13 protein-coding genes and 2 pseudogenes are annotated in these 14629 nt (G+C 63.4%); 4 read left to right on the top strand and 11 right to left on the bottom strand.

Going from position 1 to position 14629, the window contains the following annotated elements:
• Positions 1 to 215 (top strand): annotated as a pseudogene (locus tag A5713_RS05395) (enoyl-CoA hydratase/isomerase family protein); the annotation flags it as partial.
• A gap of 12 nt (positions 216 to 227) precedes the next feature.
• Here A5713_RS05395 and A5713_RS05390 read toward each other — a convergent pair.
• The 4 genes from A5713_RS05390 to A5713_RS05375 all read right to left on the bottom strand — a co-directional run bounded on the left by A5713_RS05390 (position 228) and on the right by A5713_RS05375 (position 3703).
• On the bottom strand, positions 228 to 836 hold the full coding sequence (locus A5713_RS05390) for a TetR/AcrR family transcriptional regulator (RefSeq protein ID WP_068093359.1): 609 nt from the start codon (positions 834 to 836) through the stop codon (positions 228 to 230).
• Positions 826 to 1821, bottom strand: a complete 996-nt coding sequence (locus A5713_RS05385) for a Rieske 2Fe-2S domain-containing protein (RefSeq protein ID WP_068093356.1) — start codon at positions 1819 to 1821, stop codon at positions 826 to 828. Before A5713_RS05385 ends, A5713_RS05390 begins: the two co-directional genes overlap by 11 nt.
• 85 nt (positions 1822 to 1906) lie before the next feature.
• Positions 1907 to 2821 carry a hypothetical protein gene (locus A5713_RS05380; RefSeq protein WP_231980257.1) on the bottom strand — a complete coding sequence of 305 codons (915 nt, stop codon included), beginning with the start codon at positions 2819 to 2821 and terminating at the stop codon, positions 1907 to 1909.
• Between the two features lie 243 nt (positions 2822 to 3064).
• On the bottom strand, positions 3065 to 3703 hold the full coding sequence (locus tag A5713_RS05375; RefSeq protein ID WP_068093350.1) for a TetR/AcrR family transcriptional regulator: 639 nt from the start codon (positions 3701 to 3703) through the stop codon (positions 3065 to 3067).
• Positions 3704 to 3877: 174 nt separating this feature from the next.
• Between A5713_RS05375 and A5713_RS05370 the strand changes: the two genes are divergently transcribed.
• From A5713_RS05370 to A5713_RS05360, 3 genes are all read left to right on the top strand, one after another.
• Positions 3878 to 5230, top strand: a complete 1353-nt coding sequence (locus tag A5713_RS05370; RefSeq protein WP_156751759.1) for a phosphotransferase — start codon at positions 3878 to 3880, stop codon at positions 5228 to 5230.
• Positions 5231 to 5535: 305 nt separating this feature from the next.
• Positions 5536 to 6678 (top strand): acyl-CoA dehydrogenase family protein, encoded by a 1143-nt coding sequence (locus A5713_RS05365; protein ID WP_068093344.1) that lies wholly within the window; start codon positions 5536 to 5538, stop codon positions 6676 to 6678.
• 169 nt (positions 6679 to 6847) lie between these two features.
• Positions 6848 to 8314 (top strand): MmgE/PrpD family protein, encoded by a 1467-nt coding sequence (locus A5713_RS05360; RefSeq protein WP_068093342.1) that lies wholly within the window; start codon positions 6848 to 6850, stop codon positions 8312 to 8314.
• Between the two features lie 139 nt (positions 8315 to 8453).
• Here A5713_RS05360 and A5713_RS05355 read toward each other — a convergent pair whose 3' ends face one another.
• The 7 genes and pseudogenes from A5713_RS05355 to A5713_RS05325 form a co-directional block, all read right to left on the bottom strand.
• Positions 8454 to 9425, bottom strand: a complete 972-nt coding sequence (locus A5713_RS05355) for an alpha/beta hydrolase (RefSeq protein WP_068093340.1) — start codon at positions 9423 to 9425, stop codon at positions 8454 to 8456.
• 24 nt (positions 9426 to 9449) lie between these two features.
• Complete coding sequence (locus A5713_RS05350; RefSeq protein ID WP_068093336.1) at positions 9450 to 10349, bottom strand: DUF2889 domain-containing protein; 900 nt, start codon at positions 10347 to 10349, stop codon at positions 9450 to 9452.
• A 130-nt stretch (positions 10350 to 10479) separates the two neighbouring features.
• Positions 10480 to 11943: an aldehyde dehydrogenase gene (locus A5713_RS05345; protein ID WP_068093333.1), complete on the bottom strand. Its 1464-nt coding sequence runs from the start codon at positions 11941 to 11943 to the stop codon at positions 10480 to 10482.
• Positions 11944 to 11962: 19 nt separating this feature from the next.
• Positions 11963 to 12778, bottom strand: a complete 816-nt coding sequence (locus A5713_RS05340; RefSeq protein ID WP_068093330.1) for a mycofactocin-coupled SDR family oxidoreductase — start codon at positions 12776 to 12778, stop codon at positions 11963 to 11965.
• An 18-nt stretch (positions 12779 to 12796) separates the two neighbouring features.
• Entirely contained in the window at positions 12797 to 13009 is a 213-nt protein-coding gene (locus tag A5713_RS05335; protein ID WP_068093329.1) for a hypothetical protein, read from the bottom strand.
• A 6-nt stretch (positions 13010 to 13015) separates the two neighbouring features.
• Positions 13016 to 13465: a Zn-ribbon domain-containing OB-fold protein gene (locus A5713_RS05330; RefSeq protein WP_068093325.1), complete on the bottom strand. Its 450-nt coding sequence runs from the start codon at positions 13463 to 13465 to the stop codon at positions 13016 to 13018.
• Positions 13462 to 14448: pseudogene (locus A5713_RS05325) on the bottom strand (thiolase); the annotation flags it as partial. The pseudogene A5713_RS05325 and the gene A5713_RS05330, both read right to left, overlap by 4 nt.
• Positions 14449 to 14629: the final 181 nt, after the last annotated feature.

Raw genomic sequence — 14629 nt, 5'->3', positions numbered from 1 at the left:
CCGCGCGCGACGTTCTCGCCCAGTGCTGTCGGACGGCGCCGCAGGCGCGTGCCCTCATCAAGTCCAGTCTCGACAACTACGTTGGTCTTTACGACCGCATCGGGATGAAGGTCAGCCTCGATGGTCCCGAGGCTCGCGAAGGGTTCATCGCCTTCAAGGAGAAGCGATCGCCGGAGTGGGTGCATCCAGAATTACGGGTTGCGGGCCGGCTGTAGCTGCTCGGACGATCAACCGCCCAGTAAGCGTGCGATCATTTCAGACAGCGCGCTGACCACGCTGTCTCGTGACGCCGACGGAATCTCGTTGTGTTGGACCATCAACCAGGTGCGGTCGAGCATCGCCATCACCGACAGCCCTAAAGCGACGGGCTCGGTCGCGGGCGGTCGGGCCGACAGCTTGGCGATACGCTCGCCGAGGGCCGTGGCCGTTCGGCCGTGGGCGCGGGTTACCGCCGCGCGAAACTTCGGATCCTGCGGCGCGTCGTCGGCGGAGCGGACGACGAAGGCGCCGTTGCGGTCCAGATACGAGAAGTAGCTGTTTACCCACCCCTGGACGGCCGATTGGGTCGGCGGGTGGTCCAGCTCGCCGAAAGACTCCACGACGTGCAGAGCTTCGCGGTAGGTCGCCGTACCCAATTCGACGAACAGTTCGGTTTTGTCCGCAAAATAGTAGTAGAAGCTGGCCCGGTTGATCTGCGACAGGTCGGTGATGTCACGAATGGTGACGGCTGAGAACCCCTTGCGGGCGAACGCTATCCGCGCGGCGTCCAGGATCGACTCGCGCGTGCGATCGGACTTGCGAAGGCCTTCGGGGCCATCAGACGCTCTAGCCGACAAGGCTGTCCGCTTCGGCGTAGTGGTCGGGATAGAAGCTGGAGCACCACGCACGAAGCTTCTTGAAGCCGGCCGCCTCACTGGTCGCGAGTGTCGGTGGATTCATGTACTGCTGATGATCCCAGATCTGAATATCCTGCGGAAGTGCGCGTTTTGCTACTGCGAGCCGCTCGGCGAAATCATCACTTTCGTCATCTATCCAGTAGCCGGCGAAGATGTCCGAGGTCGCGTCGTCGACGGGCGTGGTGCAGATGGAGATGACCCGAATTCCCTCGCGGGTGTGTTCACCGTTGAAACTCACCCCGATGCCCGACCAATAGATCTCGATCGTGTTGAGGGTGTCGTCGGGGCGATCTACACCATCTGCCCACCGCCTGCCGAATCCCACCTTCGTCGACCAGGTCGAGGTATCGGTGTACTCGCGCAGCACCACTGGGCTGATTGGGGTGTGGTGGACGAAGCGGAAGTGGTGTGGGTCAACCGCGTTCTCGGCGATCACCTGTGGATGCACATGGATGTTCGGGGACCGCGTGCGGCACACCGCATTAAGCGGGTGGTAGCTGCGCGAGGCGACGTGATCTCCCAGCATCTCGAAACCAGCCGGCAGTTGCCACAACGGCTCTCGGCGCGCGGTGTCGTGCCAGATGAATATCGATTCGTTCATTTCGGTGACGGGATAGGAGCGGATCCGTCGGCCCCTGTTGGGACGATCCTGGTAGGGGATACGGACGTTACGCCCCTGGCCGTTCCACACCCAGCCATGAAACGGACATTGGATGCCGTCCTCGACCACGCATCCGCCGTAGGCGAGGTTGGCGCCGAGGTGCCGACAGTGGGCATCCATGACATACACGCGCCCGTCGTGCCCACGGAAGGCGACAAGGTCACGGCCGAAGTAGTGCAGGGGCTTCACTTCACCGATTTCCAGGTCGGCGCTCCACGCCACCTGAAACCAGCCGGTGGGTTGCATCGTGGGCCAGTTCTGCATCGATGCGCTCCTTCGCCGGAAATACGCTGACAGTCGCACCCTATCGCATTTTCAACACTTATGTCGAAAAATTCGGCGCGCGACACTAGCTACCGACTTCTGCCGCCGCTGGTCCCATCGCCGTCCCCGACAGCGCGGGGGCTCCGCGGCGCCAGCGACCCAGGTAAATAGCCAGTCCCGCCAGCGCGACGACCCAGATTGCGGCAAGTACAACACCGAACTCAACCGGGGCCCTCCCAGTAGGCACCCACTGATTATCTGGCAGAAACAGGATTCGAACCGTCACGAGCGGGACGGTCAGGGTCAGCGCGTAGAGCACGTTCATCGCCAGACACCACGCGAGCACCTGATGCAACCGTTGCCGCCAACTGCGCACCATGGCCGGCACGCCAAGCAGCCCTTCAAACCAGGTCCTGCCGAAGTCATCTCGTCGATACAGGCTCCACACCACCGCCGGAGCGAACATCACGAACGGAAAGGCGGGATACATCAGCGGCAGGCCGCCCTTGCTGGTTTGAATCGACGGACCGAGCGGGTGGAGGTACTGATACCAGTTGGTGAGGAAAGAGATCCCATCTGCGGTGATCAGATTCCACGCGAAGAACGGGATGACGGCAGTCAACAGGATCGCGGCGGAAACGGGAACGTGCGGATAGCGCGAACGAAACCGCATGAAGACGGCATGGATCAATCCGAACGCACCAGCGTAGAACCATCCATACCCGGCGAGCACGTAAAGCGGCTTAATCGGAGTCGTTAGAGCTGTTGGGCCCCAAGGGAGTTGAATCAGGCTGGGATTGTAGTAAAGGTAAGCACCCCAGTCGGCGTAGAACTCCTGCCACCACATGGTGAAGCAACTGACGAACAGCAGTGCTGCGGTGTCCGGCCGCTTGTTGCGACGCCATCGGAAGCCGAGGATGGCGCCGATCGCCACAAAGGCGATCCAACCGTTGAGTTCCACGAGCCAGGAGGCATTGGGGGGCGGCAATGCAGACTGCACAGGTTTCGCCTTCCGTCGACGCCGACGTGACCTACACTACATTTTATAGACTATTGTCGTGTATCCGACAAGGAAGTACATATTGTCGGGCTGGTCATCCAGCGGCGATCCCACGCGGTGCGAGGGGTATACGGCCGCGGTGTCATCCGCGCCAAGAGCTTTGCGCGACTGCCCGATTCGCGCGCGGAGGACCGCTCCGGGCGGCACCGGCTGGGCGCTGCCCGTGGAGATCCTCTCGATCGATCAGTCCGCCCGCGGGTGCGGCTTCAGCGAAGCGGTCAGAAAGTGCCGCAAGATCCCTTCCTCACCGCCATCGGCGGGTTTGGCGGGCTCGGACATGAGACTGAAGTTCACCCGTACGATCCACCGGGCCATCATCGCGGGATCGACGTCACTGCGGACCTCACCATCGGCGCAGGCGCGGGCCAACCGCGCTCCCAGGGTCGCGGTGAGTTTGTCACGCCATATCTCGGCGCCATCGACCGCGTGGAACGTTGCGCCGAGCGATTGCGCATCGGCCATGAACGCACGCATCGTCGGCGAGTTTCGGACCATCTCGTTGCCTCGCAGACACGCCGCCAGGAGGCGGTCCAGGAACGGCTCGTCGGTCTGCCAACACGCCTGAGTCTCCTCGAGCGCAACGTCGACGGCACGCACGAACGACGCCGCCACGAGTGCGTCCTTGTTGGCGAAGTAGTAGTACACGGTAGACCGGTGAACGCCGGCCTTGTTCGCGATGTCGCCCATCCTGGTCCGTGCCAAACCCTTTTCGGCATAGCACTCGTCGGCTGCCGCCAAGAGTCGCTCACGGGCGCGGTCCTCGTCGACCGGCAGGTCCGCACCCCACGGGGGAACCCGGGGTTTGGTCGGGCGTGCTGTCATCCGAGCCACCCTAACCAGCGCACGGTGAGCGCCGCGACATTGTTGACTCGCGGTGGGACAAAACCTACGGTGTACATTGTCCGACATAATCATATTTTTGTCGGAACAAGCCACCGTCAATTCTTGCCGAGAGCTTCCGCCGGAACTTCATCCCCAGCACACCAGGAGTCATCGTTGAGCGCAGAGGCCGCGATCGCGGAGTGGATTCGCAATGACCTGGGAGCGGAGGCCACCGTGATCACGCGGCAGGCCCGTTGGCGGCCGGTCTGGCTGGTGGACGCCGATCGGGACGGCCAGACTTTGCAGCTGCTCGTGCGCGGCGAGCGCGGTGACGACCAACCGATGCCGTTCGGACTACAACACGAAATGGCGTTGCAGAAGACCATGAGTGACCTTGGCGTCAAAGTCCCGGCTGTGCACGGCTGGATCGACTCCTTACCGGCGTACGTGATGGACCGGCATCCTGGGAGGCCTGGATTCGACGACCTGACGACCGAGCAGCGCGATGCCGTCATGCGCGAGTACATGGCGACGCTGGCGCAGATCCATCGGCTTCCGATTGAACCGTTTGCTGCTGCCGGCGTGCGACGAGCCGCCAATACCGCTGATGCCGGCGCCTTCGGCATGGGCCTGTTCGAAGACCTCTTCCGCGCCGGCAAGACGGCACCGAATCCCTTGCTGGAATTCATGCTTGGCTGGCTGCACCGGAATCCTGTCAATACACGGGGACGCGAATCGGCCATCGTCTGGGACTCCGGCCAGCTGCTTCAACTCGACGGGAAGCTCGTCGTCATTCTTGACTTCGACATCGGCCACATCGGCGACCCGATGATGGACCTTGCCGCACCGCGCATGCGCGACACGGTTCTGCACTTCGGCGATTTCACAACGCTTTACGCCGAGTACGAGCGCGCCGGTGGCTACCCCATCGACATCGATGCCGTCGAGTTACACCACATTGCGTTCACCCTCACCAATGAACTTGCATTCCGGAACTCGCTGACCAACCCGCGGCTCGACACCGACTACATGACCAACCTGCATTGGTGCAGCGAGACAAACCTGCACGCCGTCGAAGCGCTCGCGGAACGCCTTGACATCGACTTGGAGCCGCCGGTACTGCCAGAGCCGACGCCAACCCAGGTTGGGGCGGCCCAGCAACAACTCGTGGACATGCTGCGAAACACCAGCACCGAAGACGAGTACCTGCGCTACCGGTTGCGCATCGGCTACCGGCTGGCTCGTTACCTGCAGCGGGAAAGCGAGGTTGGAGCAGAGCTGACAAACGCCGACCTCGACGAGTTGAAGCCACTGCTCGGGTACCGCCCGACTTCGTGGCGCGAAGGGGACGCAGCCTTGGAGGAGTTCGTCCTCGCCGATGACGGCCGGCACGACGCCGATCTGTGCCGATTGTTCTACCGGCGGCAGATGCGGCAACGGGCTACCCTCGGCCCGCCGGGCTCAGCCATGGCGGCCCACCACACCTGTCAGCCGTTTCGCGCCAAACTGCCGTTAGGCGGTGGTTAGTTGTGACGTCGAGGCGCGTTGTCCCGTTTGGTGTCGGTGAGCCTGTACCCGTAATGGTCCGGTAGATCGCGTCAGACGCGAACAGTTCTGACAGTTCGAGGGTCTTGCCGGCATCGGCGAGGAACTGGTAGGTCGCCAACCAATCGCCGACGCAGACGCGTGTCCGCAATTCTACGTCGTCCGCCGTTCCCCGGCCTCCTCGACGGGCTTGCTCGACCGCCGGTTGCCCCCGATCCTTCACGGCCGTATACAATCCGATTCAGCTAACCATTTAGCTGATTTACGCGCAAGGGAATGGAGTCACGATGAAGCGCCTGATTCTCGAGGACGAGCACGAGCAGCTTCGAGAGACCGCGCGGCAGTACATCGAGCGTGAGGTGGCGCCGAACGCCGAGAAGTGGGAGCGCCAGCGCATCGTTGATCGATCGGCGTATGTGGCGGCCGGCAAATACGGCCTCATCGGTTTCAACCTGCCCGAGGAATACGGCGGTGGCGGGTCGGACGACTTCCGCTTCAACGCCGTCATCAACGAGGAGCTGTCGCGCTACGGCAACGTCGTCCCAGCACTCACGCTACAAAACGATGTTGTGGGGCCGTATTTCGCAACACTGGCCAACGACGAACAAAAGCAACGATGGCTGCCAGGCATCGCCAGTGGTGAGACGATCGTCGCGGTCGCGATGACCGAGCCCGGGGCGGGCAGTGATCTCGCCGGCATTCGGACCTCCGCTGTCCGTGATGGTGACGACTGGATTGTCAACGGCTCCAAGACTTTCATTTCGTCGGGCATCAACTGCGACCTCGTCGTAGTGGTAACGCGGACCGATCCCGACGCGGGGCACAAGGGATTCACGTTGTTCGTGGTGGAGCGAGACATGGCGGGATTCACCCGGGGGCGCAAACTGGACAAGATGGGTTTACCCGCTCAAGACACTGCCGAGTTGCACTTCGATAACGTCCGGGTGCCTGCGGCCAACGTGCTGGGCAAAGAGGGCCGCGGCTTCTACCACCTGATGCACAACCTGCCCTCGGAGCGGTTATCGATCGCGATTTCGGCGGTTTCCGCGGCCCGCGAGACATGGCGCCAAACGCTGCAGTATGCCAAGGACCGCAAAGCTTTTGGTCAGCCCATTGGCAGCTTCCAACACAACAGATTCGTGATGGCCGAGCTTGATACCGAGCTCGAGATTGCCGAACAGTACATCGACCGATGCCTGCGCGCGGTACTCGACAAGGAGTTGACAGCGGTTGAGGCGGCAAAGGCGAAGTGGTGGTGCACGGAGCTGGCCAAGAAGGTGGTCGACGCATGCCTGCAGCTACACGGTGGATACGGCTACATGAACGAATACCGCGTCGCGCGCGATTATGTCGACACCCGAATCATGACCATCTTTGGCGGTACCACCGAAATCATGAAGGACCTCATCGGACGCGACCTGGGTCTGTGACGTGGTCGATCGTGGGCGAAACTCATTGTCGCGGGGCGCGAGTCGTGCATAAGGCTCCAGCGCAACATCGATCCGGAGTCCTCGCGAATTGAAGGTGATGCAGAAAGAGCTGGTGTAGAAAACGACGGTTCGCGAGGCGACCGCCGACTTTAGCCAAACAGAGGAAGACATGACCGCACCAGAATCAGCTACCGAACTGTTGATCTCGCTCATTCAGGACACCGAATTCGGCGATCTGCCAGCCGAAGCCGTTCATGACACCAAGCGGTTGATCGCCGATACCGTCGGCTGCGCACTCGGGGCGCGCCGCCATGACGCCACCGCCATTGCGGCATCGGTCGCCATGGAGTTGGGAGATGGCAGAGGCGCGCAAGCGTCGATCGTCGGAACTGGCTTGAAATGCTCGGTGGCGGCAGCGGGCTCGGCCAACATGTATTTCGGCAACTATCTGGACGCCGACGATACCTACCTGAACTTTAGTCACCCCGCAGTCGCGGCGGTCTTCCCAGCGTTGGCCTTCGCGGAAGGTCATCAGCTAGATGGGCGGCAGTTAATCACCGCAGTAGCACTCGGCTTCGAGGTGGGGTGCCGAGCGGGCTTGGCCCTGGAATTCATGCGGCTCAAACCGTCGGGTGAAATAGCCTCTGTTACAGGAAATCTGGGTTGGTACGGCTTCTGCGTCGCGGCGGCGGTGGGTAAAACGCTCAATTTCGATCGAGAGCAGTACGACAACGCCCTGGGTCTGGCAGCCTGGACAGCGCCCATCGGGACCGGGCAGTTCTATACACCCGTGGCGCAACCAGGCAAGCACATGCTCAAGTACTCCCCGGTCATGTTCCAAGGCATGAGCGGCATCATGGCCGCGCTGCTAGCTCACAAAGGCTTCACCGGCGAACACGGCATCTTCGATGCGCCCGAGGCATTCTGGGAGAACTTTGGCGTCTTGGGAATGAACCGAGAACGACTAACCGCGGGCCTGGGGAGCCAATGGCAGGTTTCCCAGACCTCCCTCAAGCCCTACGCTTGTGGCCGCTACGCGCACCCTGCCGTCTGGTTGTTCAACGATCTGGTAGCCCGTCACGACCTGAACGTCGAAGACATCGAGCAGGTCACGGTGAGCACGTTTGACCGCGCAGCGAATTGGCTCGGCGCCCACTACCGGCTCGAAAACACGATCGACCTGCAATTCAGTATCCCGATGGCCGTTGCGGCGGCAGCTTACGGTTCCGATCTGGGCCCCAGCTGGCAGTCGGCGGAAACCTTAGCCGATCCCCGCATCCTTTCCTTTGCCGAGCGGGTTCGGGTGACCGGCAACCCCGCGACCGCTCCGGTGATCCTCGAACAATCCCTCGCCTTCGGCCGGTTCAAGAACGTGCCGACCGAGGTATGCATCCTCGCTGGGGGCAACGAGTTCGTTGGCAGCGCCGACTCCTCCTGGGGTGATCCGTGGGAAACGTCAACGCGCATGACCGATGATGAAGTCAAAGACAAGTATCGGATCTATGCCGACGCCGCGTTGCCGGCCGAAACCAACGAAAAGGCGCTCGATATCCTCTTTGAACTAGAAGAAGTGGAGAACGTCGCAGCGGCATTGATGCCGCTGTTGACGGAGTCGCCGCAGCAGAAGACGCCCTAGGCGTACTGCCAATGCCTTTCACCGCGGTGTTGCCGGAATCCGCTGCGTTGCAGTCGAACCCGTATGGCGTCGGGAAGGGCAAGCCATCGCCTCGGCGACGGGCGCGTAAGCCACCGGCGGCATCTGCCGCCACGAACGGTTACCCCTGCGTTGGCGCCGCCGGCACCACCGTCGGCACCCATGCCGCGATGCGGTCCCATAGCGCAGCGCGGTGGCTACCGAAGTTGTGGCAGTGTCCGGCCTTCGGCACCAGGTACAGGGTGACGTCCGACGAGCCGGTGTAGTTGACCGGTTCGCCATATGGGTTGGGTGACACGTCGATAGCTGCTCCGAATGCGAGGAATACTGGCACCTCGATCCCCGGTGTGTACTGCTCGACAAACCCGGGAGTGGTGACTTCTGCCGCCGCACGAAGAGGCACCCGGCTCTGCACCGCTGTGTCCGCGTCGATGACCTCCAGAGGGACCTCGCCGCCGTAGAACATGTCGATTAGGTTCGACCGCGGGGCGATGGTGTGGCTGTCTTCGGGCCGGGCGCCCGAAAATTCACAGGCGATGGCGATGTTCTGTCGGATGCGGGCTTCCAGGCCATTGGCGTCGGCATCGTGTGCGTAGACGTTGGTGATCTGCACGCCGTACCCGAGCAGCGCGACGGCGTCATAGACCCCGTCGCGGGCTTGAACCATTGTGGTGAGACACGAGCCCATGGAGTGACCGACACCGACGACGGGCAACCTCACCGGTGGCATGCCCTCGACCAACGACCCCTGGGCTGCCGCCTTCCGAATCTGGCGTACCACCTCGGCGTCACCGCTGGCCAGTAGTGCCAGACCTACCGGACCCGACTCGGTCGGATCGGTACTGTCACCGATGCCTAAGTGATCCACGGCGATGACGATGTAACCCGCGTCGGCCATGTGCTCGCCGAAGCTGTACCCAGTGTGACCGGGTATCTCCATGTGCCAGTAGTGCTTGTCGTACAACCCACCCGCCAGGCACACCAGTATCGCCGGTGCTTCCGATGGCCGGTCCGGGAGGAAGACCCACGCCGCTTGCGTAAGCCGTTCGTTGCCGATGGCGTCGGAGACGTCGAAACTCAAGGAAAGGGGCATTCGCGTTCCATTCGTCGGTGGTACTCAGGCGGTGCGTAATAGGGGGATCAGCGCCGCGGCATCGGCCAGGCTGCGCAGGAGATCGTTGAGGTGCGTGCAGGTTGATGTGCCGAACAGTTCCTGACGGACCCGGATTCCCAACTCGTCCAATCGCATTCCGAGGATCTGCGTTGCGCTTGCGACGGCGCCGGGACATTCCTGCCAGGGCAGCACTCTGGGCACCGCCTTCGAGCTCAGGATGATCCCGGTGTCGGCATCTGCCGATGCGTCGAGGGTGTACTCGTGGATGATGGTCTCGGTGCCGTCGACGCCCACGTAACTGTCGCGGAACATCGCATCGATCGAAATCGCTGGACTATCCGATCCCTGGTGCACGTCAAGTCTTCGTCGCCGCCGCATACCGTGAATGGGCAGCGGGGCCATGTCGTGCCAGGCGAGGGGATCGGCCGGATCCTCGAGGGCGGGGGCGGTCGGTCCTGTCACCACAGCGGGGTCGCCCGATTTGAACGAGGTCATCAGCAGGCCGCCGGTGACGAAGCCGGCGCACTGATCGGCCACCGGCAGGTAACCCGACTTCGTCGCGTTGCCCAGAGCGCCGGACGCCGAAAGCGCGTGTCCGGAGACCAGCGTGGCGACCGGGACGTCGTCGAGCAGCGTATAGCGCAAGTCCCGGCGGTGCCGAAGTTCGGGTGCGGCCTTGTCGACCGCGGCGCGAAAGCCGCTCATCGCGGGCGCCCCGACGAGGTGCATGTTGGCAACGGCCGGTTCGACCTCGAGGTGGTGGACGACCCGGGCGATCATCTCGATCGTCGCTTCCAGGCGGGCGCGGCCGGCCTCTGTCGTGGTGCCGTCGCGCGCCGTCTGCAGGTCGCGTGCTCGGCCCGACAGATACACCGGATCCATGGAGCCCGGATCGCGTGTCATGTCGATGGAGCTGGTCCGCCGCACCGAGCCAGGCAGTCGTCGCGGCGTCGCGTGCGTCGGCTCATGAATACCGTGCAGCGGATGCAGACCAAAATCTGTTGTGCCCAAGGGGATTCCGCTCATATCAGGTTCAGGCGATACTGACGCTCTTGGTCCGCAGAAACTCGTCCAGCCCTTGTCGGCCGCCTTCTTTGCCCATCCCGCTGATCCCGAAACCGCCGAAAGGTCGGTGTACTGCCAGGTTCATGGCGCCGTTGATCAGCACCTCTCCGGTTTCGAGTGCCTCTGCGACACGGTGGGCGCGTTTGAGGTCGTTCGTGAACACATACCCGGACAGCCCATACGGGGTGCTGTTCGCGATGTCGATAGCTTCATCTTCGTTGTCGAACGGGATGATCGACAGCACCGGGCCGAAGACCTCTCGCTGCGCCAGTTCGGAAAGAGGGTCCACGTCGGCGAACACGGTCGGCTGGAGGAAGTACCCGTCCGCCAGGTCGCCTCCGATACGTTCACCGCCCGTGACCAAACGTGCGCCGTCCTGCTTGGCGCGCTCGATCATGCCCGTGATCCGTTCCAGCGCTGCGGCGTTCACGATGGGTCCGGCCATGGTGTCGGGCTGGAAGGGATCTCCCACCTTGATCACCGAAGCCATGGCCGAGACGCGCGCGATGACGTCGTCGTAGAGCGATCGCGCCACGATCATCCGGGTCGGGAGGGCACACCCCTGACCGCTCATCAGGCCTACCGACATCATCGTCCCGACACCGCAGGCGAGGTCGAGGTTCGCGTCCTCGAAGACAATGTTGCCGGATTTGCCACCGAGCTCCATGACCGCTGGCTTGATCTGCGCGGCGCAGGTCGCGAGTATCTTGCGCGCAGTATCCGGGCCGCCGGTGAAAGTGATCTTTTTGACGAGCGGATGCGCGACGAGCGCCGATCCGGCTTCGGCGGATCCGGGAACCACGTTGACGACGCCGGAAGGTATCCCGGCTTCAGCAGCGAGATCGGCGTAGAGGTTGGCGCTGAACGGGGTGAGCTCGGACGGCTTGATCACTACTGTGTTGCCGGCCGCAAGGGCCGCAGGCACTTTCATGGCTAGCGAGATCAGCGGACCGTTCCAGGTGATGATCACACCGATGACGCCATAAGGCTGGCTCAGCGTATAGCTGAACTCACCATGGGTGCCGAAGGAGGCCGAGATATCGCTGGTGATCTTGTCCGCCCAGCCGCCGTAGTAGCGCGTCCACTCGACGGACATGGCTACCAGCGCGGACACCATCCCCGACGGGGTGCCGTTGTCGAACGTCCCGAGGCGAACGAAGTCGTCGCTGTGTTGTTCGATCAAGTCTGCAAACCGCAGCAGAATGCGCCTACGCTCGGCCGGATTGGTCTTCCGCCAATCGAGAAAGGCACTGTGGGCCGCCTCGACGGCCTCGTTGATCTCGGCCGCACCCGCCATCGGAATCTCGGCGTCGGGTAGTCCGGTGCACGCGTTGATGTGTTGGTACGTGCCCCCGGACGCGGTATGCCGTTTCTCACCGCCGATCCGCAACGAAACTTCCGGGCGGGCGGCGTCGAGAGTCGACGTAGTCACGTGTTTCGCCGTCCCTTGACTATCGCACCGCGAAGCCGGCGTCGAGCGGCCACGCGGTTCCGGTGATGAATCTGCCCGCGTCGGATACCAGCCACGAGACGGCTTCGGCGACGTCTTCGGGTTGCAGGATCTGTATGGGCAGGACGTTCTGCATGGCCGACAGCGTCTCGTCGTTGGCTTCGAAGAGCTTGGCCATCGTTTCGTTCATCACCATGCCGGTGGCCACCCCGGTCGGGTGGATGGTGTTGACCCGGATCGAGTGCGGCCCAAGGTGATTGGCCCATACCTGCATCAAACCGACGAGCCCGCGTTTGGCGGCGGCGTAGGCCTGGCCACCGGCGCGGTCGGTGCCGGTGGCCTTCAGGCCGGCGCTTGAGCTTGTGATGACGATCGATCCGCCGCGGCCACCTTCGATCAGGATGGGGATCGCCGCCTCCACGGTGTTCCACACGCCGACAAGGTTCACGTCGATGATGTCCCGGAAGATCTGCCGCCGATTCGAGCCTGCACTGAGGCGCACGATGCCGGCGTTGGCCACGACGATATCCAGGCGGCCGAATTCGTCGACACCGTCGCGGACCACGGCGTCGACGGCGTCGCCGTCGCGAACATCGGCTTGGCGGGCCACGATTCGCCGGCCCCGGTCCTCCACGAGCTTGACCGTCTCCTCGAGTTCGGCGGGCGTCGCGTTGGGATAGTCCATCGAGTCGATGTCGGCACAGATGTCCAGCGCGACGATGTCGGCACCTTCACTGGCCAAGCGGACGGCGTGCGCGCGGCCCTGCCCTCGAGCGGCGCCGGTGATGAAGGCGACTTTGCCTTCGAGGTTTCCCACGGATTGTCTCCCTTGGCGTCAGTCCGGCGAGCTGCCGGTGTGGATGCGTGCCAATCTCAAACCTTCTTCGGAGTCGTCGACCTCGACGCTCCAGTTGCCGCACGAACAGGTGGCGCGGAAGTGCCCGTTTTTGGGAAGGATCGCCTGTCCGTCGCAGTCACCGCCGGTGTTGGCGATGCTGGCGAAGAATTCGAGCGGCTTCTCATGGAATGCGCTCTCGTCGTCGGCCACGGCGCCTCACTCCTTCCGAACGTCGGCCGCCCGGAACACCGGCAGCATCCAGCCGTCGGCGATGGGCGAAAAGTCGACGTGCAGAGCCATTCCGATCGCCACATCGGTCGGTGCGATGTCGACGACGTTGCTGACGAGCCGGGCTCCCGGCGCGTCGGGGAGGTCTACCACCACGGGCACCACGATCAGCTCGGGTGCGTCGGGGATCCCGTGGACGACCGCGAAGCTGTAGACGGTTGCCTCACCACTGAGCTGAACCCAGTTGACCGCCGTGGACTGACAGTTGGGGCAGAACGGTGTCGGCGGCAGCCGGAAGGTGCCGCATTCGGCGCACTGCGGCGCGACCAGCCGACCTTCCTTCGCTGCCTGCCAGAACGGTTCGGTGTCCTTATTGACGGCGATCCGGACGTGTTCCCCCGGCAGGGGGGTCGCCAGCGTGGCGGGCGGCGCGCTCACGCCGCACGCCCCAGGATCAGGCCGCTGACCGGCAGGCTGGCCGGCCCCCCGGTAACCAGCGCGAGCTCCGCGTCGGCCACCTGGTTGATCGCGGTGCCGCGCATTTGCTCGACCCCTTCCATGATGTGGGTCATTCCGATGACGTAGGCCTCCGACAGTTGCCCGCCGTGCGGGTTGAGCGGGATGGAGCCGCCGTCGTAGCGGATCGCCCCACTCTCGACGAAGGCGCCGCCCTCGCCCTTCTCGCAGAACCCGTAGTCCTCGAGCTGCATCACCACCATCGGGGTGAAGTGGTCGTAGAGCAGCGCCACATCGATGTCGGAGGCGGTGATTCCGGCCTGCCGGTAGAGCCGGTCAGCGATCGGCTTGTTACCGGAGGAGGCGAAGTATTCGTCGGGCATGCCCATCCACGCGAATGCTCGTCCCCACTCCTTGACTCCACCGTGGGCGGTGGCGACCACGGGGACGGGTAGCTGGCGTAGGTCGCGGGCACGGTCCATGCTCGTCGTGATCACCGCGACGGCACCGTCGGTCTCCTGGCAGAAGTCGTAGAGGCACAACGGCTCTGCGATCATCCGCGCATCGAAATAGTCTTCGAGCGTGAGTGGCTTCCGATGAATGGCCTTGGGCCTGTTGAGCGCATTGGTGCGAGTGGAGATCGCGATCTCGGCGAAAGCCTCGCGCCGCGTGCCATAGAGATGCATGTGCCGACGCGCCAACACCGACATCAGCTGGCCGGGGCCGAACAGGCCTGAGGGCTGTAGGAACGAGTTGACCGGATCGGGCGCAATCGCCGAGAACACCGATCCCAGACGCTGTTTCGACTGCTGCAGCGCCATCACGGTGACGACCACGGAAGCATCGCCGGCGACGATGGCGGCTCTGGCCAGCCCGATCGCCCCCGCCGAACCACCGCCGCCCGAGGTCAGCGCGGCGGTGAAACGGACCTCCGGAATGCCGAGAGTCTCCATGAAATCGCCGGTGAGGCGATACTCGCCGCGTGCGCGGACGCCGGACTGTCCGTGCGCGACATCGACGGTTTCGCCTACTATTCAGGCGCGACAGCCGGCTACACCGACAAGATGGACACCGGCGATTTCATGGAGACTCTCGGCATTCCGGAGGTCCGTTTCACCGCCGCGCTGACCTCGGGCGGCGGTGGTT

The organism is Mycobacterium sp. E2497 (genome assembly GCF_001668695.1).
Taxonomy (GTDB): domain Bacteria; phylum Actinomycetota; class Actinomycetes; order Mycobacteriales; family Mycobacteriaceae; genus Mycobacterium.
Note: the sequence above shows the minus strand (reverse complement) of the source record. Positions and strands in the feature narration are given on the sequence as shown.

Coding starts and splice junctions, on each gene's coding strand:
- A5713_RS05385 (WP_068093356.1), bottom strand. CDS start 1,821: ATGCAGAACTGGCCCACGATGCAACCCACCGGCTGGTTTCAGGTGGCG.
- A5713_RS05375 (WP_068093350.1), bottom strand. CDS start 3,703: ATGACAGCACGCCCGACCAAACCCCGGGTTCCCCCGTGGGGTGCGGAC.
- A5713_RS05365 (WP_068093344.1), top strand. CDS start 5,536: ATGAAGCGCCTGATTCTCGAGGACGAGCACGAGCAGCTTCGAGAGACC.
- A5713_RS05360 (WP_068093342.1), top strand. CDS start 6,848: ATGACCGCACCAGAATCAGCTACCGAACTGTTGATCTCGCTCATTCAG.
- A5713_RS05355 (WP_068093340.1), bottom strand. CDS start 9,425: ATGCCCCTTTCCTTGAGTTTCGACGTCTCCGACGCCATCGGCAACGAA.
- A5713_RS05350 (WP_068093336.1), bottom strand. CDS start 10,349: ATGACACGCGATCCGGGCTCCATGGATCCGGTGTATCTGTCGGGCCGA.